This window comes from Thiohalocapsa sp. (genome assembly GCF_019695415.1).
In the GTDB taxonomy this organism is placed as follows: domain Bacteria; phylum Pseudomonadota; class Gammaproteobacteria; order Chromatiales; family Chromatiaceae; genus Thiohalocapsa.
The window spans coordinates 1-1873 of sequence record NZ_JAIFKJ010000041.1 but is presented as its reverse complement, the minus strand read 5'-3'; the positions used below and the strand labels follow the sequence as shown (position 1 = coordinate 1873).

Here is a 1873-nt window from a genome sequence, read left to right as displayed (position 1 = left end):
GCCGGCGGTGTGGTGTGACTCGGCGCGCACGGTAGAGTGGCCAGCGGTGCGTGGGGGGGTGCCTTGCGGGCATGCTTGGGGGGCAGGCGAACACCGGCGATCAGGGCGGCTGCGGCGGCTAGGGGCAGATCGGTGCGGCGCAGGATCGGCCGTGCTTGGGTTCTGGTGCTGCGGCTGGGTGCCTGGCGCATGGTCGCCTGCGGGCGGGGTGCTGACCCGGTCCTGATTCTGCGCCTGCGCCCGCTGTCGGGCGTCTTGAGCAGTCTGCGGCCGTCCAGTATCGCCACCAACAGCAGATACAGGGCCAGCAGCAGGCTGCCGGCAACGAAAGGGTTCCAGCCCTGTGCATCGGTCAGCCAGCGCCCGCCAGCGAAAAGGCCCAAGCCCAGTCCGATATAGCCGAAGACGCGCAGCACCTCGTAAGGCACCGGGTAGTAGCGCCGCCCGAGACCGTAGGAGAGCACCACCATGGCCCCGTAGCAGATGAGGTGTGCCCAGGCCGCACCCTCGTAACCGAATTCCGGCACCAGCAACCAGAGCGAGACGATGGTGATGCCGGCGCCGATCAGTGCCACCCAGGCCCCCATGAGGGTCCGATCCGTCAGCTTGTACCAAATGGACAGGTTCACGTAGACGCCGAGCAGCAGGTTCGCTACCAGCAGCACCGGCACCACGTGCAGGCCCTCCCGATACGCCTCGCCCACGAAGTACTGAAAGCCGTCGATGTAGAGCGTGACCAAGAGAAAAATGAACACGCAGAAGATCACGAACCAGGTCAGCACCAAGGCGTAGATCTCCTTGGCGTCCCGCTGCTTGGCGTAGCTGAAGAAGAAGGGCTCGCCGGCGTAGCGGAAGGCCTGGATGAACAGCATCATCAGGATCGAGAGCTTGTACACGGCACTGTAGATGCCGAGCTGTGCCATGTTCGTCGCGTCGTCGTACGGGAGCAGATACTTGAGCGCGGCGCGGTCCAGCATCTCGTTGACAATACCGGCCATGCCGATGACCACCATGGGCAGCGAGTACCGCAGCATGCGCTTGAACAGCGCACCGTCGAAGCCCGTCAGTGCGCCGCCGAACTGCGGCGTCAGCAACAGCAGCTTGAGCCCACTCGCCGCAAGGTTGGAGATGAACACATAACCGACACCGATGTCCGGTACCCAGAGCTGGCCGAGGAAGGAGCCTGGATCCGCCTCATAGGCCTGCCGGCAGACGACGATAAAAAAGACATTGAGGCCGATGTTGGCACCGATCTCGATGAGCTTGATGGCCGCGAAGCGGAGCGCCTTGTCCTCCGCCCGCAGTCGCGCGAAGGCCGCGTTGCCGACGGAGTCCATCGCCAAAATCGCCGCCACCCACCAGATGTACTCCGGATGGTCGCCATGCCGCAGCAGGTCCGCCACGGGCTGCTGGAAGACTACGGCCAGGATCAGAAAGCCGCCGTTGGCGAGGATCAGGAACCGCAGCACTGTTGCCAGCACGGTATTCGGATCGTCCTCGCCCGCCGAGCGGAAGCGGAAGTAGCCCGTCTCCATGCCAAAGGTCATGAGCACCGCCAAAAAGCCCATGTAGGCGTAGAACTCCGCCACCACGCCGTAGTCCGCCGGCACGAAGGTGTAGGTGTAGAGCGGCACCAGCAGGTAGTTGAGGAACCTGCCGAGAATGCTGCTCAGGCCGTAGACGGCGGTCTGGGAGGCGAGGCGCTTGAGGGGGTTCACTGGCGGGATGGAACAGGTCGTACTGGCGGGGTCTGCCTCGGGGCCGGAGGGGGCGATCGTCGCATCGGGTGGCCCGCCGGCTCCCCTACTACACTCACGCGGCAGACGAACAGAGAAGGGTGACGCTACGAGGCCGTCGCATAGTCCAAAAACCA

The 1873-nt window shown here is 64.5% G+C and carries 1 protein-coding gene; it reads right to left on the bottom strand.

Annotation, left to right across the window (positions count from 1 at the left end; translation table 11 throughout):
- Positions 1–1718, bottom strand: a 1718-nt coding sequence (locus tag I6U14_RS00510) for a lipopolysaccharide biosynthesis protein (protein WP_367115603.1), incomplete at its 3' end; no start/stop codon positions are given.
- Between the last annotated feature and the right edge of the window lie 155 nt (positions 1719–1873).